The organism is Micromonospora sp. SD12, assembly GCF_052068495.1.
Classification (GTDB): domain Bacteria; phylum Actinomycetota; class Actinomycetes; order Mycobacteriales; family Micromonosporaceae; genus Micromonospora; species Micromonospora echinofusca.
Window position 1 is genome coordinate 428605 of sequence record NZ_JBQHDF010000003.1, and the last position, 24373, is coordinate 452977.

A 24373-nucleotide genomic window follows, 5' to 3' on the forward strand; every position below is an offset into this window, starting at 1 on the left:
CCACTTCACCGCGAGGCCGACCGATCACTTGGCACCCCGCAGCGACACGAACCGTCCCGACGCGTCACGGACCGGAGGGAACGGAAGAACGAGCTGCCCGACGCAGAGATCACAGCGGCCGTCAGCACCGCTGACCGGATCGAATCGGACCTGACACACACCACACCGGGGCCAGCCACGGCCAGCCCGACGCCTACCCTTGGACACGTCACTACCTCTCTCGACAGAGCAGGGGGAAGAGACAGAGAAGGGCGGGGCTGCCGTCCGCCAAGATCAGACAGCCCCGCCCACACTCGAAGCAGCTACGCCGCCGCCTTACCGGCCACGCCCGCCGGGGCACGCATCCCGGTCGCCCGCAGCGAGTACGCCATCCGACCGTTGTTCGACACGTACGGCGTGACCGTCATGCCCTCGAACTCCACCGCCTCGAACGGGGCACCCGTCGGCGGCACCGGCTGGTAGTCCGCCGAGATCTTCACCGTCGTCTCCCGCGACCGCTTCCCGAGTTCCGGGTCCAGATCCATCACGCGGACCTGCCACACCCGCTGGCCGGTCAGCTTGTCCTTCGCCGGCGAGCGCCGCCCCGTCTTCTCGTCGTAGTCCTCCACCTCACCCAGCGACTCGGGCACCAACGCGCACCCCGCCGGGAACACGTCCTCACAACGCACGGCGAACCTCGTACCGCCACGCAGAGCCATAGCTCGACCTCCTGACTTCACCTGACTGTCCTGACTAGTCAGGTGGTGTGGATCAAAGGTAGGCCGGCTTGGCTAGTCATGTCAACGACAGTGTCGAAACTTTCCTAGCCTGGCTAGTCAGCGGTACCGTCCCTTCATGGCTCTTGACCCAGACGACCCGCGCACGCCGTCGCAACAGATCGCGGCCACACTTCGCGCAGAGATCAAGACAGGGAAGTTCGCGCCGGGCGAGAAGTTGCCGTCGCAACACGACCTCGTCGAGCGGTTCAGCGTCGCCCGCGAGACGATCAAGGCAGCCCTACGGAAGCTGCAAGATGAGCGCCTGATCGTCACCCGTCAGGGCAGCGGCACCTTCGTCCGCGCCAACACGGAACGCCCGGTCGGACTCCGGCCCCACATCGAACGAGCCTTTGAGGCCACGAACGTCACCATCGACTTCGCCGGCTTCTCCGGAGAGACGATGTACAACGCGATCCAGGAGACCCTGGACAAGGTCCGCATCGGGCGCCTCACCCCGGAGTCGATCCGGGTCCGCGTCCTGATCTCCGACATGACCGCACCGATGGCGATCCCCTGCCGCGCCGAGGACCAGGCCGACGACCCCGGCATCCGCGCCCGAGCCCGCCGCATCACCGACCGCTCGATCCACGCCCTCACCGACGCCGTCCAGGAACTTGCCGACCTCGGGTTGGTCAAGACCGCCACCACCGAGGTACGCGTCCACCGAGCCGCACCGCTGTTCAAGCTCTTCATCATCAACGAGCAGGAAGCCTTCTTCGGCTTCTACCCGGTCGTCGAGCACACCGTCTCCGTCGACGGCAAGCCGATGGCGATCTACGACGCGATGGGCAAGGACGCGATCCTCTTCCCGTTCACACCCAGCGACGAAGACGCCAGCAACGACGCCCTCTACGTCGAGCAGGCCCGCGCCTGGTTCGACAGCATGTGGGGCACCATCGCCCGCGAGTACGCCTCGTGACCGCCGCCGGCCTGGCCAAGGTGATCGACCGCGCCCGAGTGATCCTGCTCGACTTCGACGGCCCCGTGTGCAGCATCTTCGCCCAACATTCCGCGTCCACCGTCGCCCATGCGTTGCGGCGGCTGCTCGTCGACCAGGCCGTCACCCTGCCGCCCGAGATCCTGGCCGAACGCGACCCGCTTGCCGTGCTCCGCTTCACCGCCACCCTTGGGCGCCCCACCGTCGTCCGCCTCGTCGACGAGGCCATGACCCGCGAGGAAGTCACCGCGGCCCGCACCGCTGAACCGACCCCGTACGGCCGGGAAGTCATCGTCGCCGCCCAGCAGACCGGCCGCCGGGTCGCCGTGGTGTCGAACAACTCGGCCAACTCCGTCCACGCCTACCTGAGCGCCCGCCGACTCACCTCGTACGTGCACCCGGTCATCGGCCGCCCCGAAGCCGCGCCCGAGCGGATGAAGCCGGACCCGTTCCCAGTGCTGGCTGCCGTGCGGGAGCTGGGCGCCGAGCCGGCGGAATGCGTCCTGGTCGGTGACTCGGTCAGCGACATCGAGGCCGCCCACGCCGCCGGAGTCGCCGCCATCGGATACGCCAACAAGCCCGGCAAGCGCGAACGGTTCGCCGCCGCCGATGTCGTCATCGACAGCATGGCCGAACTGGTGACTGCCTTCGCCGTCGACGAGCTGTAGCACCACACTTCGCACACGAGCGCCCCGGGAGATCGTCACCGGGGCGTTTCTCGTGTCGTCTGTTCACCCCCGACCGAGGTCGCGGTGGAGCCACCCTGGAGCTAGTCCAGGTCCCCGCGCTTGGCAGCGATCCACGCCTCCACGTCTTCGGCAAGCCAGACGTTGCCCATCTGGAGCGTGGCTACGGGCTCAGGGAAGTCGCGCCGGTTGGTGATCTGGTAGACGCGCTGGCGCGAGACGCCACCGAGCATGGTCCGGATCTCCCCCGAACCCACCAACCGCAGCTTCCTGCCCATGACGCTGACGCTAGGCACACGCCGACTAGGCGTGAGTCAAGTTGCTGGACACCTAGTTAGCGCTGCCACTAGTCGTTTACCCTTTACGCATGACTAGGTTCAAGTGGTTCCAACGCCCCGACCAACCTGTCGACTACGTAGCCGGCAAGCCTGCGCCGTCCAGGCGCGACCGGGAGCCGCAGAGATGGACCGGTCGCGCCGCCGTCCCCGCACCAGAGCCTCCCCTGACGACCAAGGCAGGCCTCTGGCGCTCCAGGAACGCCACGACACGCTTCGACCAGAGGTAGGCCATGTCGATCCCGCAGTGGCAGCCAGAGCCCCCGTTCCTCGTCCTGATGGCCGGCAACGTCGTCGACTTCCACAACCGCGCTACCTGCTCGCAGTGCTCGGACGATGGATGCCCGCGCCTATTGGCGGCCGGCGAGACCCTACGCGCCTGGCGAGACAGGAAGAGCCGACGTGAAGGCCGGTGACGTGCTGCATCTGACCCGCGCGGCAAGCCCTCAGTTCGCACGGCCGATATTCTTCCGCCTCATCAAGGTCCGCGCAGACCTCCACACTTATGACGGCTGGACATGGCTGGACGGCTACCAGCTCGACGGGAAAGGCGAAGCCACCAGCCGCAGAGAACTATTCGTATTTAAGGCAGGCATTCTACGCACACGACCCCAACGCACCGCAACGAAGGCCCCGCTAAAAATCAGTCGGAAATAAGTTCAGGCGCTCGCAACGATTGACGAGCAATAAACCGAATTTCGGTCAAGTTCTCCGGCTCATTGTAAAAGTCATAAAAGTTCCGCCTCCAAAGGGCGTCAAGCACCCCTGCATCTTCGGCGGAAACTTCAGCAAGCAATGGCATCACTTCGGCCGGATCAATTTGACCCAGCGCCTGAAGTGCCCAGTCACGACTATGGACCTCAGACAGAGCCGCGATTAGCTCTGGGACAGATCCGGTACGCGCTAGCACTGCGGCTGCAAGTGGGGCCTGATCCGCCTTCCCTAGCCCCGCCACCAAGAGGGGAAACTGCGCCGGGCCGGGACTTCCGAGGCCAGCCTGGGCGTGGCGTCGAACATTTTCACTCTCGTCGAATGCGAACGACCAGCACTCGCTGAACTGATTGTGCCACGTAGCACCTAGTCCCCAGACGGCCGCTGCACGGATTTCGTCTGGACGACTCATTTCTCGGGCGATCTGGGCAAGAGAAACGGTCGCAGCCTTTAGTTCAACAAGCTCGGACAGCACGAGGACGCGCTCCATCTGCATCTCAAGCTCGCCGTCGCCATCATCTAGGTCTGCCAGCCGGCCGACAGCGCCTCGGTCGCCAAGCCGTGCGAGAGCACCCAGCGCCTCAACTCGCAACCGCATGTCTCGTAGATCGTCATCGACAATGGCCCGAATCTCGCCGCCCATGCTCCCTTCTCCCAGAATGCCAGCCGCCTTGACTGCGCCGAAAACTTCGACTTGATCGTCGCTGCGAATGGCTTCGTGGAGATCCCACACAGGGCCAGCGCACTTTATTTCGCGAGCCGTGGCCGCAGCCGAAGCGAGGACTGCACCTTCTTCGACCCAGTCACCCTCGCTGACCAGCGAGCTATATTTTTCAGAACCCAGCGTGCGCACCCGCGCACCCTCTGGCTTAATCGTTACCCTGCCTCCTCGAACCTGGGTTACACGGCCGGGGCAAGTCGCAACCGAAATCGGCCAAAAAACGTCACGCTCTGACCCATCTCTAGCACTCTTTAGCTGACCAGGATTCGGAGTAACCCGAGAAAGGGAAGCTGTCTCTAGATAAATTGGATTACCAATTTCCAACGGCAAGCCGGCGCCATCTAGCTTTACCGCGAGAAATGCAAATACATCATCAGGCCGCATACCGTCACTCCATCCGCGGCCCGCTTGCTTGCTATCGCTCAACACTACCTGCATCTTGGCCTTAGCCTTAGACTCAAACCGCCGCCCACAGGAGACGCAAAGCAAATCCACCAGCCGAAGACGCTTAATTCGTGTGGCCCACCGCTTATTCGCCATGGCGTAGCGCTCTAATTCAATTATTTCATGCCCGCGTTCAGAGAGATCCTCAGCCACCCGGCGCGCACCAAGCGCACCCATGGTTATGTTTCGAACAAACTTAGCATCTTCCTTAAGCCCCACTACCAACCGCCAACCAGGTTCGCCCGACCAATCTTAGGCCACACTTGAGCGCCATGAAGAGCGATCCATTTAAGCGGAATTTTCGGGTTATTTAGATGGTTAGGTGCCCCACCAGGTAACTGGCCTTGCGAAGCAAGCTTGGCCTCCCAAGAAGCAAAATAGGGTTCCAGCTTCGCAGGTGGAATCTCGTAAATTACCTCTGGAACCGACTGGTCAAATACAGCGACAATCCAAAGGAACGTTGCTCTGTAACGCTCGATATTGGCTTGAGTAAGAGTGTGCTCAGTCGTGACGGACAGGCTTGTCTTGCGCTTGCCCGAGGAGCTGACGCGTGCAACCGTCTTCATCTCGTAGCGGCGGCCCTCCGCGTCCTCAGCGTCGTCGCCCTCACGGTGGAGCTTTCGCAGGTTGAAGAGGCTGAGCATAAGCAGCTCCTTGTACCCACCGTCATCAAAGACGTTGTGAATACCTCGGAGGGTTGCTGCCGCCTGGATCTCGGTGCCCTGCGCCAGCAGGTGATCGATATCGCCGGTCGGCTCAAGGACAGGAAGATGCGTCCCGTCCGGCGAGACCCCTCGGCCGATGTCCGGCTCAGGTAGCGGCAGGCCCCGCTCACCAAAGAGCGCCGGATCGTTGGCATCGAAGAGCGTCACGGGGTCTCCTCCGTGAAGAGCTTGGACGCGGGAACGCCGAGAGCGGCAGCGATCGCCAGGATGTTGTCCAGTCCTACGTTGCGCTGCCCGCGCTCCAGGCTCGACACATAGGTGCGGTGGACGCCCGCCAACTCCGCCAGCTCTTCCTGAGACAGCCGGCGCGCCTGGCGGAGATCTCGGACACGCTGGCCGAACCTGAGATGCTGGGCGCGCAGCTCGCCGTCGTTCCGCTCGGGCATGATGACGACGACGCTAGGATGGACGCAGACTATGGGGCTACAGACTATGAGTAACATCGACCAGGTGCCCGAAGAGCTCAGTGTCGGACGTGGCGATCCCGCCTACATGGCACACGCCTACCTGACCAAAGTGCCGGTGCCTGCGATCCAGCCCTTCATCGATGCCTACTCGCCCCCTGGCGGCGTTGTGGCCGATCCCTTCGCGGGATCTGGCATGACGGGGGTCGCCGCCGCCATGATGGGCCGTAAAGCACACCTCTCCGACATCAGCGTGCTCGGTCAACACATCGGCCGAAACTTCGTGAACCTAGTCAATCCAGAACAGTTCGCAAAGCATGCCGAAGAAGTTGTTCGTGCGACCCAGGCTGATCTAGGCGACGTCTACGCCGTCGAATGCACCGCTTGCGGCCATGAAGGAACCCTAGCCAAAACCGTCTGGTCCATCGTTGTCGAGTGTCCGGGATGCACTCAGCCGGTCAACTACTACCGGTCGATGGAGGCCGCCGGATGGCGGAAGCCTGACATGATCTGCGACAAATGTCAGACCCCCGTCAGTAGCCGCAATCGGCGTGTTGGCGAGGAGCCGGTGCTCGATTCCATCAGCTCGCAATGCACCGCCACCCAGCGCGACCAGGAGCCAACGGCGAGGTTGACTCATATCGATTTGGCAAAGATTGATTACCCGAGGGTTGAAATTACGCCAGATCGTCAGATGTACAAGGCGTCAGCCTTGGGCAAAAGCGGCTTAACCACGATTGCTTCGTTTTATTCAGATCGGAACCTTGCCGTCCTTGCCACCCTGCGCAAGCACATCGCCAAGGTCGAGGATCCAGCGATTCGCAGCAAGCTCCTGTTTGCCTTCACTGCTTGTCTTACCCGTGCATCAAAGCGCTACCAATGGTCTCGACAGCGCCCGCTCAATGCGGCCAACGCTAACTACTACGTCGCCGCCGTGTTCTACGAGTGGAACGTCTATGACCTCTTCTCCCGGAAGATCAAGGCTGTACTGAAGTCAGACAACTACGTCCGGACAGCTCGCAGGAGTCGCGTTGCACTGGCGGACCTAGATGCTCCGGACGTCAAGTACAGCATTGGGAGCGCCGACGACATCGCCCTTGAGACAGGCAGTGTCGACTACATCTTCACCGACCCGCCCTTTGGCTCAAACCTCTTCTATGCAGATATGGCGCTGTTTCAGGAAGCATGGTTGGATGGTTTTACTGATGTCGATCAAGAAGCGGTAATCGATCGCAGCAAGAGCGGCAAGCGGACTGCGGAGCGATACGAGGCTTTGCTAACCAATGCCCTTCGCGAGTGCAATCGCGTCTTGCGCTCCGGTGGTCACATCAGCATGGTTTTCGGCAACTCCTCGGGCAGCGTATGGGCGCTGATCCAGCGATCCATTGCGAACGCGGGACTTATGATTGATCCGGACAAGCTCGTCGTCCTGAACAAGGGGCAGCGCTCGGTCAAAGGGTTGGCGTCAGGCTTTGAGGACGTTGCAACCCTTGACCTCGTGATCACGATGCGCAACGCGGACGGCGGCGTTCCAGCGACGCTCAAGGCGGTTGACAGGAAAACTGTTGCCGCAACGATTCAGAAGCTGGCGAACGTCAGCCCGGCCACGCCGAGCCATCTCTATCTTGAACTTCTTCGTACCGGTATCCGGGATGGCTGGGAACTCGACAAGCTTGACCTGCGCGACGTCACCGCAGCCCTAATTGCGGACGGCTGGGATATCGATCCCAAAACTGGACGCCTAAGCAGGGGCGATGCAGTCGCAGGTGGTGAGCTTTGGTGAACTCCTTAGCCGCGGCGCCCTAGCCGGAGAGTGCCCTAATCACACTGCCCTAATCACACCTGCTGCCGAACTACTCTCTTTTGGATCAAGGCACCGCGCTCCGCGCGGTGCGGGGCGGCAAGCCCGGCCGGCGGCAAGCCGCCCCGGTCGCCTTCGGCGCCGGGGCGGGAAGCCACCGACGGCCGCCGGGACCCCGCCCCCCACCAGACCTTAGGAACCAGCCCCAGCAAGGCCGTGACGGAAGCCGACGGGTCGACCTGGTCGAGTGGTCGGGGCTTCCGACTGCCGCGCCAGTCCAACCCCAGGACTGGCTTGCCACCGGGTCACCGGGTCGCGGCACCAGCTCCACCGCCAGGACGTGCCCGACCTTCCCCCCGCAACCGCCGGCCCCATTCCGGACCCGAACGCCAACCCCGGAAAGGCCCCCACGACGGCACAGCCGGCCCGGTCCGAAGAAGGTCAACTGAGCCCGCACTCAGGGCGTCTCCAGGGCGTCGGGGCGTCCGCAGGGCGTCAAACGTCGGCCAAAGTTGACCAAGAACGACCATCGACACCCGGACATAGAACCAGCTCAGAGCCTTGATCGGGGCTCTGAGCTGGTGGGCGACGGACGAGTCGACCTGTACGCCGGATTCTGTGACCGGCACGCGCCCCGAGGGGCTCGCGCCGGCGGCGGCCATCCATCTAGGCCTGCCGTTGCCGGCAGGCTCGAGCGGCCTACCCGCAGACATCGGGCGGGCCGCCCTCAAGCGTCTGCGCGGGTCGTCGTCCTGCTGGTCGACGGCCCTTTCTTGGCCTTGCTCCGGGTGGGGTTTACCGAGCCACCCCGGTCACCCGGGGTGCTGGTGGGCTCTTACCCCACCGTTTCACCCTTACCGTCCCCGATGGGGCCGGCGGTCTGTTTTCTGTGGCACTGTCCCGCGGGTCGCCCCGGGTTGCCGTTAGCAACCACCCTGCCCTGTGGAGTCCGGACGTTCCTCGGCGGCGGGCCGGGGCCCGCCGACGCGACCGCCCGGTCGACTCGTCCGTCGCGCACCCATCCTAACGACGCCACGGCCGCGTCTATTGCCGCCCCGGGCCGACCGGCCACCCGTCGCGCCGTGGGCGCGTACTAGCCTCTGGTGACCATGGATGTCTCCGACGCCGCGCTGCTGCTCGCCGCCGGGCTCGCCGCGGGCACGGTCAACGCGGTGGCCGGCGGAGGGTCCCTCATCACGTTCCCGGCGATGATCGCCGTGGGCCTGCCGCCGGTGCCGGCCAACGTGAGCAATTCGGTGGCGGTCTTCCCGGGGTACGTGGCGAGCGTGGCGGGCAGTCGGCAGGATCTGCCGCCCCGGCGGACGCTGGCGGCGCTGGTGCCCACCGCCATCGTCGGTACGATCGCCGGCGCCCTGCTGCTGCTGGCCACCCCGGCCCGGGCGTTCGAGCTGGTGGTGCCGTTCCTGGTGCTCGGGGCCACGGCGGTGCTGGCGTTCCAGGATCCGCTGCGCCGGCTGGTCGGGCATCCGCGCGACCTGCCGCCGCGCCGCCGTACGGTCACCGTGCAGGCCATGGTCGCAGTCGGCGCGGTGTACGGCGGCTACTTCGGCGCGGCGCTCGGGGTGATGCTGGTGGCGGGACTGGCCCTGGTGCTGGACGCGACGCTGGCGCGGGTGACCGCGCTCAAGAACCTGCTCTCCGCCCTGGTCGGGCTGACCACCCTCGTGGTGTTCGCGCTGTTCGGGCCGGTGAACTGGGCGGCCGTCGCGGTGGTCGCGCCGGCGACGCTGGTCGGCGGGTACGCCGGCGCGCGGCTGGTGCGCCGGCTGCCGTCGGTGGTGCTCAAGGTGCTGATCGTGGTCTTCGGCACGTCGATCGGGCTCTACCTGCTCTGGCGCGCGCTGCGCTGAGCCACGGCGCGCCTCTGCGGGTAGGTGATCGGGTCGAAGACCGGGGGCCGGCCGCCCTTGGAACCCTTCCTCCGCCGGCTGGCCGCCTGATCGGCCTTGGTCGGGATGGTCGGGTACGCGGCCTGCCACCGTCGGGCCTGGGCACCCGGATACCGGCCAGCACGGGGATGAACTGCGGGCTGTCACCGCGCCGCCCAGCCTCTGAAACGCGGCCCAGGGTGATCAGCCCACCAGTGTGATCAGTGCGCTACCGGCGGGCGGCAGCGCTGCGCTGACGTGCCGACTCGTAGAGCACGACGGTCGCGGCGGCCGCCGCGTTCAGCGAGCTGGCGGCCCCGGACATCGGGACCCGGACGAGCTGGTCGCAGGCCTCACGCCAGCCGACGCTGAGACCGGTGGTCTCGTTGCCGATCAGGGTCAGCGTGGGTTGCGTGAAGTCGTACTCGGCGGCATCCAGTGCGCCGTGCTCATCGGCACCCACGATGCCGATGCCGACGCCGTCGGCGCGCACGTCGGCGACCCAGGACAGCACGGCCTGGTGTGAGGGCGCCCGGACCACGGGCAGAGAGAACAGCGAGCCGGTGCTCGCCCGCACCGTCTTCGGGTCGTACACATCGGCGGCATGGCCGGTAACGATGACGCCGGACGCGCCGAAGGCGTCTGCAGACCGGATGAGCGTTCCGATGTTGCCAGGGCTGGTGGGCCGGTCGAACACGACGGTGAGCATGGTCGGCCCGGCCGGGATGCGGCACAGGTCGTCCTCCGGCAGCGCGACCACGGCCAGCAGCTCCGGAACCGTGTCCGCCTTGCCGCCCAGCTCGTGCATCAGTTCACGGGAGACGGCGAACCTCTCGGCCCTGACGGTGTCCAGGGCCTTGCGTGCCCAGCCGGACAGCTGGACGTCGGCGTCGTAGAGCAGCTCTCGGACCTGCCAGCCGTGTTCGATGGCCATGGCGATCGGGCGCACGCCCTGTACGAGGAACTCGCCGCGACGCTGCCGCTTGGTCCGATTGCGGAGCAGAGCCTCCCACTGCTGGAATCGCGCATTGCGGCCACTCACCCGCACCCTCACCGTTGTCCCCGTCTCCCCCGTACCTCAGGAACGAGGGTGTCCTGCCCGAGTCCTCGGCGAATCGCGATCTCCACGGGCGAGTACGCACCGTCGGCCCGTTCCAGTTCGTACGGCGCGGCCGGCATCAGCGGCGGCTGGGCCATGAAGCGCGGCCGCGTCCCGTGGTGCGGTTGCGCCGCGTGCACCAGGAACGGATGGCACAGGAAGACATCGCCCGGGGACCCGGTGGCCAGGGCGAGTGGCCGGTGGTCGGACGCCGCCACCAACTCGGGCGCGAGGTCCAGCCCGCTCGCCCCGTCCTCCCCGTACTTCTCCAGCACCTTCGGCACGTCGAGGTGTGAGCCGACCCGGATCCGGGTCGGGGCGTCCTCCGCACCGACCTCGCTGAACAGGAACAGCAACAGCAGCGCCCTGCCCCGGGAGCGAACATTCGTGAAGTACCAGCTTGCACCCTCCGGTAGATAGCTGCCCTCGATATGCCAGCCCACGTCGTCCGGCTCGTCCTGGTGCGGGAAGCGCAACGGGAACGTGCCCAGCGAGTAACGCGGCTCCCAGCGTCCCGCGCCGACGAGCAGGTCGTACGCGTGGTGGAGGAACGGTGAATTGGGTGCGGCGGCGAACGGCCCCTGCGCCATGCCGGGCACCCAGTGCACGGGCTGCGTCCAGGTGGCTGGGTCGTCCGGGTCGCAGCCCGTCTCCCGCCACAGCAGCCGCGCGCAGTCCGCGGCCACGCGCGGTGCGACGGCGCCCGCCAACTTCACGAAGCCGTCGCGAAGGAAGCGGGATACCAGTGTCGTGTCGTCCATGCCCCCATCGTGTGGCGGCACCGATCCCGATCACCCGACACTTTCCGCTCCGCTTCCGTCGGGTGTGCCGCAACAGAGCCGGTCACGATACGGAGGCACTGTCGCACAGCACTTCAGATTCAGGTTCCGCCCAACTGCCGAAGGGAGCGAACGCATGGAAACCCGCATCGTCGACCGTCCCGCGTTCCGGCTCGTGGGGCACGCTGCCCGGGTTCCACTGATCCACGAGGGCGTCAACCCGTACATCCAGCAGCACATCGCCGCGCTGCCGGCAGAGGAGCACCTGCGCCTGAAGGCACTCGGCGACACTGAGCCGAGCGGCCTGCTCGCGGTCTTCGATGGCTTCGACGCGGACTACGACGAAGGCAGCGAGCTGACCTACCTGCACGGGGTCGCCGTGTCCCCGAGCACGCCGGTCCGAGGCGATCTCGAGGTCATCGAGGTCCCGGCGGGCCGCTGGGTGGTCATCCGGGCCGTGGGGCCGCATCCGCAGACCCTGCAGAAGACCTGGTCCGCAGCCGCAGCCGAGTGGTTTCCCTTCAACCCGTGGCGGCTGCGGCCGGGCCCGGAGATCGTCGCGGTGCCCGAGCCGACGGACGACCTCAGCACCGCGACCCGCGAGCTCTGGCTGCCCGTCGAGCCGGCGTAGCGACGGGGTGGAATATCCGGGTGCCCAGGCCCGACGGTGGCAGGCCCGTACCCGTCCGGATCCGGTCGCGTGAAGAAGAGCGTCCGGTGCTCGACGTCCAGGAAGGCGGTCCGCCACCGCGTGGCCGGGTTCGCCCCGTCGTACGCCCGGCTGTGTAGCCACCGGCGCGCGGCCGCACGGCTCGCCCGAGAGGGAACGTACCCCGCGTCGCCCCCCGGCCGCAGGGGGCCGGGGGCGACGCGGTCCCCGATGGGCTCAGGCGACCGGTTCCGGGGCGGCGTCGGCGTCGCGGCGCGGGCCGGGCACGACGCGCGGGTCGCCCTCGTCGGCGAAGTAGTCGTCCGACGTGGTGCCGTCGCCGCCGTCGCGCACCTTCGCCGCCCGCAGCACCACCGTGAGCAGCGCCGCGACCGCGAGGTTGACCAGCACGGCCACGATTCCGACGTAGATCGTCTTCGGGGTGTCGAAGCCGAAGTCGGCCAGCGGGAACGCCGAGCCGCCGAAGTGCTTGCGGCCGGTCGCGGCGTTCGGGATCTGGTAGAGCATCCACATGCCCAGCCCCATGCCCGCGATCCAGCCGCCGATCAGCGCGCCCCGGTGGAACCAGCGGGTGTAGAGGCCCAGGGCGACCGCCGGCAGCGTCTGGAGGATGATCACGCCGCCGATGAGCTGGAGGTCGATGGAGAACTGCGGGTCGAGGAAGACGATGCAGGCGACCGCGCCGACCTTCACCACCAGCGAAGTGATCTTGGAGACGTTCGCCTCCTGCGCGGGGCTGGCGTCGCGCTTCAGGTACTCCTTGTAGATGTTGCGGGTGAACAGGTTCGCCGCCGCGATCGACATGATCGCCGCCGGCACCAACGCGCCGATGCCGATGGCCGCGTACGCGACGCCGGCGAACCAGTCGGGGAACTGCTGGTCGAACAGGACCGGCACCACCGTGTTGCTGTCCACGGTGCCCTCCTTCGACCCGGGCAGCGGCTTCACCCCGGCGGCGATGGCCATGAAGCCGAGCAGCGCGATGAGCCCGAGCAGCAGGCTGTACGCGGGCAGCGCCGACATGTTCCGCTTGATCACGTCGCGGTTCCGGCTGGCCAGCACCCCGGTGATGCTGTGCGGGTAGAGGAACAGCGCCAGCGCCGAGCCGAACGCCAGCGTGACGTACTGGAGCTGGTTGTTGGCGTTCAGCAGCACCCCGTCGTTGGGGTTCGGTGACGCGTCGAACTTCGCGTCCGCCGCGTCGAAGATCTCGCCCCAGCCACCCAGCTTGTACGGCAGGTAGAGCACCGCCACCAGGATCACGATGTAGATCAGCGTGTCCTTGACGAACGCGATCAGCGCCGGCGCGCGCAGCCCCGACTGGTACGTGTACGCGGCGAGGATCGCGAACGCCACGATGATCGGCAGGTGCCGGGCCAGGGTGCTCTCGCCGGTCACCCCCATGGTCTTGAGCACCGCCTCGATGCCGACCAGTTGCAACGCGATGTACGGCATCGTCGCCACGATGCCGGTGATCGCCACGAGCAGCGCCAGCACCGGCGAGTCGAACCGCTTGCGGACGAAGTCCGCCGGGGTGACGAAGCCGTGCCGGTGCGAGACCGACCAGAGCCGGCACAGCACCAGGAACACCAGCGGGTAGATGACGATGGTGTACGGGACGGCGAAGAAGCCGGCCGCGCCGGCACCGAACATCAGCGCCGGCACCGCCACGAAGGTGTACGCGGTGTAGAGGTCACCGCCGACCAGGAACCAGGTGATCCAGCCGCCGAAGTTGCGCCCGCCCAGTCCCCACTCGTCCAGGTGGGCCATGTCCTTCGGGGCCCGCCACCGGGCCGCCACGAACCCCATCGCGCTGACCAGCAGGAAGAGCACCGAGAAGACGATGATCTCGGTGAGGTGGTCGCGCCACATCAGCGGCCACCCGCATCCGTACCGGCCGGCTCCTCCGACGGGCCGTCGGCCCGCTTCTTCGTCATCTGGTACACCAGCGTGGTGGTGGCCACGCCGAGCAGGATGTAGGCGAGCTGGAGCCAGTAGAAGCGCGGGAAGCCGAGGAACCGGGGCGAGTCCGCGTTGAAGAAGACGGGGATCAGGGGCACCACGATGGGGATGAAGAGCAACCAGTTCCAGGGGCTGTGGTCCTTCGCCCGGGACCGCGCCGCGGTGGGCGCCTCCGGTTCGGGTGCGGCCATGGCGACATACCTCCGCGTGTCGTAGATCGGCACTGATGACGGCCGGAGGCTACGACCCTGTGACGGGGGTCACGTTCGATGGGAGGAGGATGCTGCGCCGAACGGCGGACGGGATGCGCCGAACGGCCGCGCCGGGCGGCCGGACGGACGGCTCCGGGCTCAGATCTCGGCGAGGTGGGCGGTGTCGTTGACCGCACGGACGGCGACGCCGCCGTCGGGCCACGTGTCGAGCACCGAGATGCCGGCCGCATCCAGGAAGAGCCGGTGCAGGAAGCCGTCACCGGCCGCGAGGGCGTCGCGCAGCACCAGCTTGATCGGCGAGACGTGCGAGACCACCACCACGGTCTCCCCGGGGTACGCCCGGCACAGCCCGTCGACGGCGCGACGGCAGCGCTCGGCGACGTCGGCGAACGACTCGCCGCCCGGCGGGGCCACCCGGGTCGAGGCGAGCCACGCGTCCATCTCGCCCGGCCACTCCTGGCGGACCTCGGCGAAGGTGCGCCCCTCCCAGGCCCCGAAGTCGCACTCGACGAGGTCGTCCTCGCGGCGCACCGGCACACCGCCGAGCGCACCGGCGATCGCCTCGGCGGTCGCCGTACACCGGGACAGGGGCGAGCTGACCACGGCCGCGACGGTCGGGGCCAGCCGGGCCACCCGGGCGGCCGTGGCCCGGACCTGGGCCCGGCCGCGCTCCGACAGCGGCACGTCGCCGCGGCCGGAGTAGCGGCGCTGCTCGGTGTACGCGGTCTCGCCGTGCCGCACCAGGACGAGCCGGGTGGCGGTGAAGCTCGGCCGCGGCTCCCAGGAGGCGGGCGCGGTGGCCGGGTCGGTGCCGGTGGTCGTCGCCGACGCGGCGCGGGCCGCCACCTCGCGGGCCCTCGCCCGGGCCGGCGAGTCGGGGGCGGCGACCTCACGCGGCGGCTCCACGACGCGCGGCGGCGCGACGGCGGCCCGGGCCGGCGCCTTGCCGGCGGCGGCGTCCATGGCGGCGTTGGCGAGGGCGTCGGCGTGCCGGTTGCGGTCGCGGGGAATCCACTGGTAGCGGACGGCGGCGAAGCGGCTCGCCAGCCCGGCGGCCTGCGCGGCGAGCGGGCGCAGCCCGGGGTGCTTGATCTGCCAGCGGCCGCACATCTGCTCGACCACCAGCTTCGAGTCCATCCTGGCCTCGACCTCGGCGGCGCCCAGCTCGGCGGCGGCCTCCAGCCCGGCGATCAGCCCCCGGTACTCGGCGACGTTGTTGGTGGCGACGCCGATCGACTCGCTCCGCTCGGCCAGCACCTCACCGGTGTCCTGGTCGCGGACCACCGCGCCGTAGCCGGCCGGGCCGGGGTTGCCCCGGGACCCGCCGTCGGCCTCGACGACGACCACGCGCGGCGCCACGGGCTAGAGACCGGACTCGTTGGTGCGGACCATGATCCGACGGCAGTCCTCGCACCGGACGACCTCGTCCGGGTCGGTCTTGCGGATGCGGGCCACGTCGGCGCCGGACAGCTCCAGGCGGCAGCCGCCGCAGCGCCCGGCGGTCAGCAGCGCCGCGCCGAGCCCGGTGTCCTCGCGGATCTTGTCGTACAGCCCCAGCAGGTCGGTCGGGAGGTCGGCCGCGAGCGGCTGGCGGGCGCCGCGCTTGAACTCCTCCTCCTTGGCGATCTCGGCCAGGCTCTCGTCGCGGCGGCGCTCGGCGTCGTCACGCTTCTCCCGCACCTCGGCGAGCCGCTTCTCCACGCCGTCCAGCACGCCCTGGGCCGTCTCCCGCTGCTCCATCAGCTCCAGCTCGGCGTCCTCCAGGTCGCCCTGGCGGCGGTTGAGCGAGACCAGCTCGTGCTGGAGGGCCTCCAGCTCGCGGGCCGGGCCGGTGCCGGCGGCCAGCCGGGCCTCGTTCTTGGCCTTGCGGGCCCGCACCTGGTCGACGTCCTTCTCCATGCGGGCGATGTCCCGGTCCAGGTCGTCGACAGCCACCTGGGCGCGGACCCGCTCGTCCTCCAGCGCGGACAGCTCCCGGGCCAGCGCGTCCAGCTCGGCCCGCTCGGGCAGCGCGCGGCGGCGGTGGGCGAGCTGGGCGAGGGAGGTGTCGATGGCCTGGAGGTCGAGCAGGCGGCGCTGGACCTTGGGGTCAGCCTTCACGGTCGGGGCTCCTTGTCGTCCACCGCAGGTGGGGCGGCGTGTACGGTCCACGGGTCGGTGGCCAGGTCGGACACCAGCGTCTCGACACCCGTCGCCTCCCGGAGGAGAGCGGCCAGGTCGTCCAGCCACGGTCGTTCCGTCGCCCAGTGGGCGGCGTCGAGCAGGGCCGGGCCGTCGGCGGCCAGGTGCTCGCCGGCCGGGTGGTGACGCAGGTCTGCGGTGAGGTACGCGTCCACCCCGGCCGCGGTCGCGTCGGCGAGGAAGCCGTCCCCCGCGCCGCCGCTGACCGCGAGGGTACGAACCATACGCCCGGGATCCCCGGCGGCGCGAACTCCCCAGGTGGTGGCGGGCAGCACGGCGGCGGCGTGCCGGGTCAGCTCCGCGAGCGTCATCGGCTCCGGCAGTTCGCCGATGCGGCCGATCCCCCGGCCGTCGCCCTGCGCGGGCGAGCCGGGTGCGGGACGGTGCAGCGGGCGCAGCCCGGTCAGCCCGAACCGGGCGGCGAGGGCGTCGGAGACGCCCGGGGCGGCCACGTCGGCGTTGGTGTGCGCGACGTAGAGCGCCACGTCGGACTTGATGAGCCGGTGGACGATGCGGCCCTTGTAGGTCGTGGGGGCCACCGAGGAGACACCGCGCAGCAGCAGCGGATGGTGGGCGACGATCATGTCGACGCCGGCGTCGAGCGCCTCGGCGACCGTCTCCGGCACCACGTCGACCACGCAGAGGACCCGGCGTACCGGGGCACACGGCTCGCCGAGCACCAGCCCGACGCGGTCCCAGTCCTCGGCCCAGGCCGGCGGATAGCGCCGCTCCAGCTCGGCGACGACGTCGGCGACGGTCGGCGGGGCTGCGTTGGTGCTCACGGCGGGCCAGCTTACCGGCGCGGGACGTGGCCGGGGCCCTCCCCCACCGACGCGGCGGCGTGTCCCGCCGCTCCCCGGGCGCGCCGGAGGGTCCCGTGCCGACGCCGTGCGTCGACCCGGGACCTTCCGGCGCGCGTCAGGCGACGGGGCAGAGCCGCTCCCGTACGGCCGCCAGGCCCAGGGCCCACGGGAAGGCGGCCACGTGCCGTTCGCCGGTGCCGGGCGGGTGCAACGGGATGACGTGATCGCCGAACAGCACCGTCACCCCCCACTCGGCGAGCCGGGCGATGCCGGCCTGGAAGGCCGGGTGGGCCGCCATCGCCACGTTCGTGTACGGCACCGCCACCACCGGCACGCCCATGCCCTGCGCCTCCACCAGCAGCCCGAGGGCCAGTGTGTCGGTGATGCCGGCCGCCCACTTGTTGACGGTGTTGACCGTCGCCGGGCAGACGATCATCGCGTCCGCCTGCGGCAGCACGTCGAGGTCGCCCGGGTTCTTGTAATGGGTGCGGACCGGATGGCCGGTCTGCCGGGCCAGCGCGGCCCGGTCGACGAACTTGGCGCCGTCCGGCGTGGTGACCACGCAGACGTCCCAGCCGTCCTGGTGGGCCAGCTCGACGAGCCGGCCGACGTGGCGGGCCAGCGGCGAACCGCAGGCGATGACGTAGAGCACCTCGCGGCGCTCGCTGCTCGGGTGCGGGCCGGTCATCAGGCCGGCTCCGCGCTCATACCCCTACTCCCATGTGCTCAGCCAACTCCGCAATCGGAGAAGGCGGCGCACCACGTGTGCGACGCAGGATGTCCGACATCACCTCGTGGGCGATCGGCCGGCACCGGATCTCGGACGGGGCGAGGCGGTCGCCGCGCAGCAGCATCTCGCCGGCGTTGGCCACGTCGCCGACGTGGGCGAAGCCCCGGGCGATGTCGAGCAGGTGGTGGGCCCGGCGCTCCGGCAGCAGCGCGTTGAACGCCGGCTCCTGGATCCGGTTCCGGTGGACCTCCACCGCCCGGCCGCCGTCGCCCAGCTCGACCGCCGCCGCGGCCCGGTGCAGCTCCACGTTGGTCGGCCCGAACGAGGTCCAGTAGTGGTTGTGGTCGCCACCGAGCAGGGTGGCCGCCTCCTGCGCGCCGTTGATCAGGTCGTCGACGGTGGCGCAGTCGCCGATCCGGGCGGCGGCCATCGCCCCCTGGAGCAGCAGCATCCCGTACACCGACAGCAGGGCCGGGGACGCCTCGTTGCCGCCGCCGGGGGCGAGCCGGTTGGCGATGGTGACGTTCAGTTCGAGGGCGGGGCGGGGCCGGCCCATGGCCACCAGCGCGTTGCAGACCCGGGTGGTGGCGATGCCGGCCAGCAGCGGGTCGTCGGCGCGCTGGGCGACCGCCATCGAGCGGTCGGCGGCCAGCCAGGCCAGCTCGCACTCGCCCAGCTTGCGCAGCACCGACGAGGCGATCTGGTAGACCTGCCCGAGCAGGTGGGCCGCCTCGCGGGCCGGATCGCCGGCGTGACCGGCGTCGGCGGCCTGGGCGTCGCGCAGCAGCTTCGGCAGCGCCCGGGTGAGCATCCCGTACCGGCCGTACTGGTAGGTGAGCCAGGCGTGGTTGACGGCCTTGCGCATGTCGGCCAGGGGCGGCGGGTACGGGGCGGCGTCGAAGTACGCGCTCATCGAGTCGTACCGCTCCAGTGCCGCCCGGATCTCCTGCACCTCCACCTGGTCGATGCAGTTCAGCGCGTCCGTACGCCGCTCCGGGTCCTTGCCGAGCAGCAGCTGCACGTCGACCTGGAGGATGTCGGCGATCTCGTAGAGGACGGAGAACTTGTCCAGCCGGCGCACCCCGCGCTCGACCTTGTCCACCCAACTCTTCGACTTGCCCAGGCGGTCCGCGAAGACCTGCTGCGACATCTTGCGCCGCCCCCGCCAGTAGGCCACCCGTCGCCCGATGGGTAATTCGTCCATCTACCCGTGCCTCCCCTTGTGCCTGCTCGAGCGGGCGTGCCGGCCGGTCGCCCGGCGTGGCGATCCGTACGCCTCAGGTTTCGCTGGTCGCACAGCGTGTGCGTCAGCCATACAGCCAGTCCTCGTAGTTTTCGTGCAAGTTGCATCAGCCGTTCGTCAGCTCAACGATCGCGGGTTACGGCAGTGACGGTGCTCGACATGCGACCTGGGCACCGGCCGGGGTCCGGCGAGGGGAGATGGCACATGTGGGGAAATGTCGCGCCGCGCGTCGTTCAATTGTCCCCGTTGGAGCGGGTGCGGCTGCGGCGGGTGGCCGTGCGGTACGCCCTGCACGGCTGGGCCGTCACCCCCGGCGCCTGCCTGGCCCGTAGCCGCTTCGTGTGCGGGCGGGCCGGCTGCCCCACGGTCGGCTGCCATCCCGCGCTGGAGAACTGGGAGCACGCGGCCAGCGCCGACCCGGCGCGCGTCGCGACCTGGTGGCGCACCCGACCCCACGGCGTGCTGCTGCCCACCGGGCGGGCGTTCGACGTGCTGGAGGTGCCCACGCACCTCGGCCGGCACGTGCTGGACGCGGTCCGCACGCACCCGGCCGGCGTCGGCGTACGCGGGCCGGTGCTGGTGACCCCGACCGGCCGCTGGATGTTCCTGGTCCGCCCCGGCGACCCGCTGCGCCCCGAACTCGACCACTGCTTCCACGTGGTCCGGCACGGCCCGGGCTCGTGGATCCCCGCCCCGCCGACCCGGCTGCCGGAGGGCACCGTGCGCTGGGCGGTCGCGCCCGAACAGGCCCGCTGGCAACTGCCCGACTCCTACCTGGTGCAGAACGCGCTGATCGAGGCCCTGCGGGCCACCGGCGTCACGGTTACCTCCGACCTGATCCCCGGGCACCTGCCGCTGCCGCGCCGGGGCATGTGACGGCGGCTCGACAGCGACGCCGGAGGGCCGGCGCTCGTTGGGTACGGCGACGGCGCACCCGCGCCGGGAGCGGGGGTTACATGTCCACCGACGACACCGCGCGCCAGCCGGACGGCACGGAGCCGCCACCACGGCACCACCGGCCGCACCGCCGCTGGCCGGTCACCCGGCCCGCCGGCTCCCGACCGGGCCGCCCCCGGCCCCTCGGCTCCCGACCCGCCACCACCCGCCCCTTCCGCTGACCCTCAGCCGGCCAGGGGCAGGGCGGTGGAGTGCAGCAGCCGTGCGTCGTCGGTGACGACCGCGTGCTGGTGGCCGGGCAGGCCGTCCAGCCAGCCGACGCCGGCCGGACCCATCGCGACGGCCGCGGTGGCGTACGCGTCGGCCAGCCCGAGATCCGGCCCGACCACGGTGACCGAACGCAGCCCCCGGGCCGGCACACCCCGGCGCGGGTCGAGCACGTGGTGGCCGCGCTCGTAGACGCCGGACGTGGCAACGGCCAGGTCGGTGCCGGTCAGCACGAGACAGGTGGACATCGCGTCCCACGGGTGCCGCACGCCGATCCGCCAGGGTCGCCCGGTGTGGGAGCGGCCGCGTACCCGCACGTCGCCGCCGGCGTTCAGGCAGTGGTTCGCCGCCCCGGCCGCGAGCAGCCGGTCCGAGGCGACCTGCACCGCCCAGCCCTTGACGTAGCCGGACGGGTCGAGCCGCCCGGTGGCGTACGCGTCGAAGAAGCCGTCGGTGACCCTCCACAGCTCGGCGCAGCGCGCCAGCACGTCCCGCAGGTCGGCGCCGGCCGCGGAGAGCGGCAGCTCGCCCCGGTCGAGGCGGCACACCTCGCTGTCGGCCCGGTACGTGCTGAACCGGGCGTCGACCTCGCGCAGCCAGGCGAACGCGTCCCCGGCCAGCCCGTCCAGCTCGGCGACGGGCAGGTCGTCGGCGAGGTCGAGGCTGATGGCGGTACCCATGACCTGCTCGACCCGGCGCAGCCCCGGCCTGGTCGCCGGTGGACACCCGCCCGGCCCGCGCCACCCCGCCGCCGACACCGGCACGTCAGTTCGCCCGGTCGATCGCGGCCTGCAACGACTGCCGGTAGGAGGTGCTGGTGGCGGTCGCCCCGGACACGGTGTCCACGTCGGCGCTCTGCCGCTGCACCACCAGCCCCGAGGTGCCGCTGTAGCGGCCGTCGACCTGCTCGCTGCGCTGGTCGGACTGGGCGGTCTCCTCGGGCAGCTCCAGGGCCACCACGTCGACGATCCGCGTCCCGCGCAGGGTGATCTGCACCTGGACGTTGCCGTACTCGTTCTCCACGACCGGCCCCGTGACGGTGCGGGTGGTCGACGCGGGCGGCGGCTTGGTGGTGGTGCGCGGCGCGGAGGGCGCCCGGGTGGTGGGACTCGGCCGGCTCGCCGGGGGCCGGGTGACGGTGCGGCCGGGCCGGGGGGACGCGACGGTGCGGCTGGGCGACGGCGCGGCGGAGACCTCGCCGCCGGTCGGGGCCGGGCCGGCCGGCGCGGGGGTCACCGGCACGGGCGCCGCCGGCAGGTCCTGGGCGACCGGGCTGGTGCCCGGCGAGCCCTTCAGCACCACCATCGCGGTGGTGCCGGCCGCCAGGCCGGTGATGGCGAGCAGGGCGCGACGCATGGCAGCCTTCCTACAGCTCGAACGTGGCGAGGTGGATCTGCCGGCGGGGCACGCCGGCCTCGCGGAGCACCCGCAGCGACTGCTCGACCAGGCCGGGCGGCCCGCAGAGGTAGACGTCGCGCCGGGCGACGTCCGGGACCAGCCGGCGCAGCCCGTCCGGGCTCATGACCTGGCGGGGGCCAGGGTCGTGGCGGGAACCGACGACGTACCAGATCGCGGTGTCCCGGGCCTCGGCGAGCCAGTCCAACTCGCGGTGCAGCAGCACGTCGGCCGGCGTACGGGCGCGGTAGATCAGCGCGGCGCCGGGCGGCAACTCCTCCAGCATCGCCCGGATCGGGGTGATCCCGCTGCCGCCGGCGATCAGCAGGGCCCGTTCGCGGGTGCGGTGGGCGGCGGTGAAGGTGCCCGACGGGCCCTCCGCCCAGACCCGGGTGCCCGGTTCGAGATCGCGCAGGTCGGCGGTGTGCCTGCCGACCACCTTGACGGTGAGCCGCAGCCAGCGGTCGTTGACGGCGGCGGAGACCGAGAACGGGTGCGCCTGCCACCAGCAGCCCCGGGCGAGGAAGCGCCAGCGGAAGAACTGCCCACCCAGTAGCTCCAGCCGCTCCAGCCGCTCCCCCGTCAGGTAGATCGAGATCGTGTCCGGGCTCTCGGCGACCACGTCGGCGACCCGCAGCCGGTGCCGCAGGTTGAACGCCACCGGCGCGAGCACCCGGCCCCAGAGCAGGGCGGCGAGCACCAGCGCGTACATCGCGATCCAACCGGTGCGGACCGGACCGGGCCGGAACAGCTGCGCGCCGTTGCTGAACTGGTGGGCGAAGCCGAGCAGCAGCACCGCGTAGCTCGACAGGTGCAGGGCGTGCCACAGCTCGTAGGGCAGCGCGCTCCGGATCGCCCGCACGCTGGTGAGGCCGACCAGCACCAGGATCCCGGCGGCGGCGAACGCGGAGACCATGTCCTCGTAGTCGCGCAGCAGCACGCCGGCCTCGGTGAGCACCGGGTTGTCCTCCAGGTCGGCGTAGCCGACGAGGATCAGCGACGCGTGCGCGAGCACGGCGACCAGCAGGGTGGCCCCGACGTCGCGGTGCCAGCGGGCGATGCGTTCGCCGCCGGCCCACCGCTCCAGGATCGGCAGCCGGCTCATCATCAGCACCTGCACGAGCAGCAGGTAGCCGGCGACCAGTCCGGTGATCCGGCCGGCGGCGGTGAGGGTGGCGGCCGTCGTGCGCAGCGATCCGGGCGGGGTGTCCAGCCACCAGGGCAGCACGCTGGCGAGCAGGCCGACGACGAGCAACGCGGCCAGCAGCCGCCGGCCGCCGGGTCCGCGTCGCGGCGGCACCAGCGGGCGTACGTCCGCGGCCGGCGGCGTGGGTGCGCGGGTACGTCACGCGTACAGCTTCATCGGGCGGTACTTCTGCCGGGGGAAGATCTTGTCCACCTCCGCATTGGTGAGCCCGAAGCGGCCCTGCGCGACGGCCCCGTAGACGTTGAACATGTTGTTGTACTCGGGCACGTCGCCGGAGTCCAGGTCGTCCAGGCCGTTCCAGGTGCCCAGCAGCGAGCCGGCGAGCTTGCGGCCGGAGAGCACGGTGACCACGCCGCCGTGGCCGTGGTCGGTGCCGCCGCCGTTCGAGGCGACCCGCCGGCCGAACTCGCTGGAGACCATGATGGTCACGTCGGCCGACTTCTCCCCGAGGTCGGTGAAGAACGCCGCCATGGCGCTGGCCAGCTCGTTGAGCCGCCGGTGCAGCTGACCGCCGTCGCGGGTGCCCTGGTTCTCGTGGGTGTCGTAGCCGCCCATTCCGACGGTGGCGACCCGGACGTTCGCCCCGCCCTTGATGAGCTGGGCGAGCTGCTGGAACGCGTTGCCGACGCCCTTGTACTCGACGCCCTCGGCCGCCTGGTACGGCTTCGCGGCGAGACGCTGCGCGGTGGCCAGCGCCCCCAGGCCGTCCTGCACGGCCTCCTGCACGGGGTGGTTGATCCCGGTGAAGAGCCCCTTGATCGCCTTCTCGGTCGCGGCCCGGTACCGGTCGTCGCCGTTGAGCCGCAGCGATCCGACGTTGTTGAGGGAGAGCGCGCCGTTGTTGCCGACCAGCGAGCGGGGCAGCGTGCTGCCGATGCCGACGCTGCGGAACGCGGTGCCCGTGCCGAGCGCGTCGACCAGGCTGTCCAGCCAGCCCCGGCCGCCGGTCTCGCCGGGCAGGCCGCCGAGGTTGCAGGCGTCCGCGGCCTGGAAGTGGCTGCGCGAGAGCCGCTCGTCGGAGACCGCCGGGACGAAGCCGAGGTTGCCGCTCTTCAGCCACTTCTCCAGCGGCTTGAACGCGCTGGTCAGCTTGAAGCCGCGCCCCACCGCCAGGGAGTCGTCGCCGAGCAGCAGGTCGGGGCGGGCCTTGGCGAGCACCGGGTCGTCCGCCGGGGCGACCAGGCTCAGCCCGTCCAGCCCGCCGTAGAGGAAGACGTGGATCAGCGTGCCGGTCTTGGTGGCGGCGAACGAGGCCGAGGTGGTGACGAACTGTGCCGTCGCGAGGGCGGTGGCGGTGGCGGCGGCGCCGGCCACGAACGTCCGCCGGGTCACGCCGCGACCGTCCTGCTGGGCCTCCTCCAGGTCCTCCAGCCGCCGGTAGCGGTCGGCCTCGGCGGCGTTCTCGGCAGCGACGATGTCGGCCTCGGCCCGCAGCAGCGCCTCGGCCGGGTCGTCGGCCAGTCGCCGCAGGTCGGGGCATTCGGGGTGCAGGGGAAACGTGTGCACAGTCTTCTCCA

The 24373-nt window shown here is 70.0% G+C and carries 25 protein-coding genes and 1 other RNA gene; 7 read left to right on the plus strand and 19 right to left on the minus strand.

What is annotated here, in order from left to right:
- Window positions 1–302 precede the first annotated feature (302 nt).
- Entirely contained in the window at window positions 303–698 is a 396-nt protein-coding gene (locus ACTMS2_RS08925; RefSeq protein ID WP_151453817.1) for a transcriptional regulator, read from the minus strand.
- Between the two features lie 136 nt (window positions 699–834).
- Here ACTMS2_RS08925 and ACTMS2_RS08930 point away from each other — a divergent pair, with 136 nt between their 5' ends.
- Both ACTMS2_RS08930 and ACTMS2_RS08935 read left to right on the plus strand, forming a co-directional pair.
- On the plus strand, window positions 835–1677 hold the full coding sequence (locus ACTMS2_RS08930; protein ID WP_250100972.1) for a winged helix-turn-helix domain-containing protein: 843 nt from the start codon (window positions 835–837) through the stop codon (window positions 1675–1677).
- Window positions 1674–2363 carry an HAD family hydrolase gene (locus ACTMS2_RS08935; RefSeq protein WP_441174980.1) on the plus strand — a complete coding sequence of 230 codons (690 nt, stop codon included), beginning with the start codon at window positions 1674–1676 and terminating at the stop codon, window positions 2361–2363. The genes ACTMS2_RS08930 and ACTMS2_RS08935 overlap by 4 nt, the downstream gene beginning before the upstream one ends.
- A 101-nt stretch (window positions 2364–2464) precedes the next feature.
- Here the strand turns inward: ACTMS2_RS08935 and ACTMS2_RS08940 are convergent, their stop codons facing one another.
- Complete coding sequence (locus ACTMS2_RS08940; protein ID WP_244164556.1) at window positions 2465–2659, minus strand: helix-turn-helix transcriptional regulator; 195 nt, start codon at window positions 2657–2659, stop codon at window positions 2465–2467.
- A 393-nt stretch (window positions 2660–3052) separates the two neighbouring features.
- Here ACTMS2_RS08940 and ACTMS2_RS08945 point away from each other — a divergent pair, with 393 nt between their 5' ends.
- Window positions 3053–3373, plus strand: a complete 321-nt coding sequence (locus tag ACTMS2_RS08945) for a hypothetical protein (protein ID WP_441174981.1) — start codon at window positions 3053–3055, stop codon at window positions 3371–3373.
- On the opposite strand, the gene ACTMS2_RS08950 is transcribed toward ACTMS2_RS08945, so the two are convergent.
- From ACTMS2_RS08950 to ACTMS2_RS08960, 3 genes are all read right to left on the minus strand, one after another.
- On the minus strand, window positions 3360–4280 hold the full coding sequence (locus ACTMS2_RS08950; RefSeq protein WP_441174982.1) for a hypothetical protein: 921 nt from the start codon (window positions 4278–4280) through the stop codon (window positions 3360–3362). The two genes, ACTMS2_RS08945 and ACTMS2_RS08950, sit on opposite strands and share 14 nt — an antisense overlap.
- Window positions 4281–4810: 530 nt before the next feature.
- Window positions 4811–5464, minus strand: coding sequence for a hypothetical protein (locus ACTMS2_RS08955; protein ID WP_441174983.1), 654 nt, complete (start codon window positions 5462–5464; stop codon window positions 4811–4813).
- Window positions 5461–5703, minus strand: coding sequence for a helix-turn-helix domain-containing protein (locus tag ACTMS2_RS08960; RefSeq protein ID WP_441174984.1), 243 nt, complete (start codon window positions 5701–5703; stop codon window positions 5461–5463). The genes ACTMS2_RS08955 and ACTMS2_RS08960 overlap by 4 nt, the downstream gene beginning before the upstream one ends.
- Before the next feature lie 64 nt (window positions 5704–5767).
- Between ACTMS2_RS08960 and ACTMS2_RS08965 the strand changes: the two genes are divergently transcribed.
- A complete protein-coding gene (locus ACTMS2_RS08965; protein ID WP_441174985.1) occupies window positions 5768–7504 on the plus strand; it encodes a DNA methyltransferase in 1737 nt (578 codons plus the stop codon).
- Between the two features lie 607 nt (window positions 7505–8111).
- Here ACTMS2_RS08965 and rnpB read toward each other — a convergent pair.
- Window positions 8112–8528: RNase P RNA component class A (rnpB, locus tag ACTMS2_RS08970), an RNA gene on the minus strand.
- 103 nt (window positions 8529–8631) lie between these two features.
- Here rnpB and ACTMS2_RS08975 point away from each other — a divergent pair.
- Window positions 8632–9393: a sulfite exporter TauE/SafE family protein gene (locus ACTMS2_RS08975; RefSeq protein ID WP_441174986.1), complete on the plus strand. Its 762-nt coding sequence runs from the start codon at window positions 8632–8634 to the stop codon at window positions 9391–9393.
- A 247-nt stretch (window positions 9394–9640) separates the two neighbouring features.
- Here the strand turns inward: ACTMS2_RS08975 and ACTMS2_RS08980 are convergent, their stop codons facing one another.
- Window positions 9641–10459 carry a TrmH family RNA methyltransferase gene (locus ACTMS2_RS08980; protein ID WP_441175145.1) on the minus strand — a complete coding sequence of 273 codons (819 nt, stop codon included), beginning with the start codon at window positions 10457–10459 and terminating at the stop codon, window positions 9641–9643.
- A gap of 2 nt (window positions 10460–10461) precedes the next feature.
- On the minus strand, window positions 10462–11271 hold the full coding sequence (locus ACTMS2_RS08985) for a phytanoyl-CoA dioxygenase family protein (RefSeq protein ID WP_441174987.1): 810 nt from the start codon (window positions 11269–11271) through the stop codon (window positions 10462–10464).
- A gap of 154 nt (window positions 11272–11425) precedes the next feature.
- On the opposite strand from ACTMS2_RS08985, the gene ACTMS2_RS08990 reads away from it, so the two are divergent.
- The gene (locus ACTMS2_RS08990; protein WP_441174988.1) at window positions 11426–11920 is read left to right on the plus strand and encodes a GyrI-like domain-containing protein; all 495 of its coding nucleotides are present in this window, start codon (window positions 11426–11428) and stop codon (window positions 11918–11920) included.
- 255 nt (window positions 11921–12175) lie between these two features.
- On the opposite strand, the gene mctP is transcribed toward ACTMS2_RS08990, so the two are convergent.
- From mctP to ACTMS2_RS09025, 7 genes are all read right to left on the minus strand, one after another.
- Entirely contained in the window at window positions 12176–13831 is a 1656-nt protein-coding gene (gene mctP / locus ACTMS2_RS08995; RefSeq protein WP_363901193.1) for a monocarboxylate uptake permease MctP, read from the minus strand.
- Window positions 13831–14112 carry a DUF3311 domain-containing protein gene (locus ACTMS2_RS09000; RefSeq protein WP_441174989.1) on the minus strand — a complete coding sequence of 94 codons (282 nt, stop codon included), beginning with the start codon at window positions 14110–14112 and terminating at the stop codon, window positions 13831–13833. The genes mctP and ACTMS2_RS09000 overlap by 1 nt, the downstream gene beginning before the upstream one ends.
- A 159-nt stretch (window positions 14113–14271) precedes the next feature.
- Window positions 14272–15492 carry a bifunctional RNase H/acid phosphatase gene (locus ACTMS2_RS09005; protein WP_441174990.1) on the minus strand — a complete coding sequence of 407 codons (1221 nt, stop codon included), beginning with the start codon at window positions 15490–15492 and terminating at the stop codon, window positions 14272–14274.
- Window positions 15493–15495: 3 nt separating this feature from the next.
- Window positions 15496–16233, minus strand: a complete 738-nt coding sequence (locus ACTMS2_RS09010) for a zinc ribbon domain-containing protein (protein WP_441174991.1) — start codon at window positions 16231–16233, stop codon at window positions 15496–15498.
- Window positions 16230–17096 (minus strand): Nif3-like dinuclear metal center hexameric protein, encoded by an 867-nt coding sequence (locus ACTMS2_RS09015; protein WP_441174992.1) that lies wholly within the window; start codon window positions 17094–17096, stop codon window positions 16230–16232. Before ACTMS2_RS09015 ends, ACTMS2_RS09010 begins: the two co-directional genes overlap by 4 nt.
- Window positions 17097–17232: 136 nt before the next feature.
- On the minus strand, window positions 17233–17805 hold the full coding sequence (locus tag ACTMS2_RS09020; protein WP_441174993.1) for a flavoprotein: 573 nt from the start codon (window positions 17803–17805) through the stop codon (window positions 17233–17235).
- 16 nt (window positions 17806–17821) lie between these two features.
- Window positions 17822–19051 (minus strand): helix-turn-helix domain-containing protein, encoded by a 1230-nt coding sequence (locus ACTMS2_RS09025; RefSeq protein ID WP_441174994.1) that lies wholly within the window; start codon window positions 19049–19051, stop codon window positions 17822–17824.
- Between the two features lie 243 nt (window positions 19052–19294).
- Here ACTMS2_RS09025 and ACTMS2_RS09030 point away from each other — a divergent pair, with 243 nt between their 5' ends.
- Window positions 19295–19966, plus strand: a complete 672-nt coding sequence (locus tag ACTMS2_RS09030) for a bifunctional DNA primase/polymerase (protein ID WP_441174995.1) — start codon at window positions 19295–19297, stop codon at window positions 19964–19966.
- A 245-nt stretch (window positions 19967–20211) separates the two neighbouring features.
- On the opposite strand, the gene ACTMS2_RS09035 is transcribed toward ACTMS2_RS09030, so the two are convergent.
- The 4 genes from ACTMS2_RS09035 to ACTMS2_RS09050 all read right to left on the minus strand — a co-directional run bounded on the left by ACTMS2_RS09035 (window position 20212) and on the right by ACTMS2_RS09050 (window position 24362).
- The gene (locus ACTMS2_RS09035; protein WP_441174996.1) at window positions 20212–20934 is read right to left on the minus strand and encodes an FAD:protein FMN transferase; all 723 of its coding nucleotides are present in this window, start codon (window positions 20932–20934) and stop codon (window positions 20212–20214) included.
- 85 nt (window positions 20935–21019) lie between these two features.
- Complete coding sequence (locus ACTMS2_RS09040) at window positions 21020–21610, minus strand: FMN-binding protein (protein WP_441174997.1); 591 nt, start codon at window positions 21608–21610, stop codon at window positions 21020–21022.
- Between the two features lie 10 nt (window positions 21611–21620).
- Window positions 21621–22949 carry a ferredoxin reductase family protein gene (locus tag ACTMS2_RS09045; RefSeq protein WP_441174998.1) on the minus strand — a complete coding sequence of 443 codons (1329 nt, stop codon included), beginning with the start codon at window positions 22947–22949 and terminating at the stop codon, window positions 21621–21623.
- A 45-nt stretch (window positions 22950–22994) separates the two neighbouring features.
- Complete coding sequence (locus ACTMS2_RS09050) at window positions 22995–24362, minus strand: DUF1501 domain-containing protein (protein WP_250100959.1); 1368 nt, start codon at window positions 24360–24362, stop codon at window positions 22995–22997.
- Between the last annotated feature and the right edge of the window lie 11 nt (window positions 24363–24373).